This is a genomic window from Neoluteolibacter marinus (genome assembly GCF_014904755.1).
GTDB lineage: Bacteria > Verrucomicrobiota > Verrucomicrobiia > Verrucomicrobiales > Akkermansiaceae > Haloferula > Haloferula marina.
Genome location: NZ_JACZFQ010000149.1, coordinates 1 through 1,260, shown reverse-complemented (window position 1 = coordinate 1,260; position 1,260 = coordinate 1). Strand labels below are relative to the sequence as shown.

Annotated in this window: 1 pseudogene; it reads left to right on the top strand. The window is 64.7% G+C overall.

Annotation, left to right across the window (positions count from 1 at the left end):
- Nucleotides 1-87 precede the first annotated feature (87 nt).
- Nucleotides 88-1,255: pseudogene (locus IG178_RS24230) on the top strand (IS3-like element ISAar24 family transposase).
- Nucleotides 1,256-1,260 lie beyond the last annotated feature (5 nt).

The following is a 1,260-nucleotide window of genomic DNA, read 5'->3' as shown; positions in this document are numbered from 1 at the left end:
TATGGCTCGGTTTCCAGTTTGACCTGACCTATGGCTCGGTTTCCAGTTGACGTCGCTAGTCGATGGTCTTCATGGAAGGCTCTTCGCATGCCACGCCCGTACCCTCCCGAGTTCCGTGCCCGTGCCATCGCTCTGGTCCGCGAGGGCCGCCAGGTCAAGCAGACCGCACTGGACCTGGGCATCCACGAGGTCACCCTCCACAACTGGCTGCGACAGGACGATATCGACCACGGCCGCCGGCCGGGACTAAGCAGCCAGGAATCTGCCGAGCTCCGCGCGGCGCGCGGCCGTGTCCGCCAGCTCGAGCAGGAGATCGCGATCCTCCGCCGGGCCGCGACGTGGCTCGACGAGGAGGGAGGAGTTGCCCCAAAAGGGCGCACCCGGTGATCGACCGACTCGTCGACGCCGGGGCACCCACAAGCACCTGCTGCCGCCTACTGGGCGTCTCCCGTCAGGGCTACTACCGGTACCGAAAGCGCCCGACCAGTGCCACTGAGCTGCGCCGCCGCTGGCTGACCGGCCTGATCCGGGAGATCCACGTCGCCTCCCGCGGCACCTACGGCTACCGCCGCATCCACGCCGAGCTCACCATCGGCAATGAACATTCCGTGTTCCAGCCGGCTCATCTCCGTCCTCATGACTCGCGCCGGAATCGGTGGCCTTCCAGGCCCAGCCAGAATCAAGCGACTCAAGGGGGTCGCCACAGCGGACGACCTGGTCAACCGCAAGTTCCACCGTCTCGCGCTGAACGAGCTGTGGGTCACGGACATCACCGAGCATCCCACCCGGGAGGGCAAGATCTACTGCGCCGCCGTGCTGGATGCTTGCAGCCGCAAGATCATCGGCTGGGCTATCGACTCCAAACAGGACTCCACCCTGGTCGTGAACGCTCTGGACATGGCAATCCGTGCACGTCAGCCAGGGACCGGAGGGATCGTTCATGCGGATCACGGAGTCCAGTTCACCTCCTGGGTCTTCACTTGAGAAGATCCGTTCAGCGGGACTGCTGCCGTCGTTCGGGACCGTCGGCGATGGCCTCGACAATGCGATGATGGAGTCGTTCTGGTCGACGATGCAGATCGAGCTGCTGAACCGGAAGAAGTGGAAGACGCGCATCGAGCTCGCGAACGCGATCTTCGAGTACATCGAGGTGTTCTACAACCGTCGTCGCCGGCACTCCTCCCTCGAGTACGCGACACCCCACGATTACGACCTCGCCCGCACCCCGCGGGCACTCACCACCATCGGAAGCTAGCGACC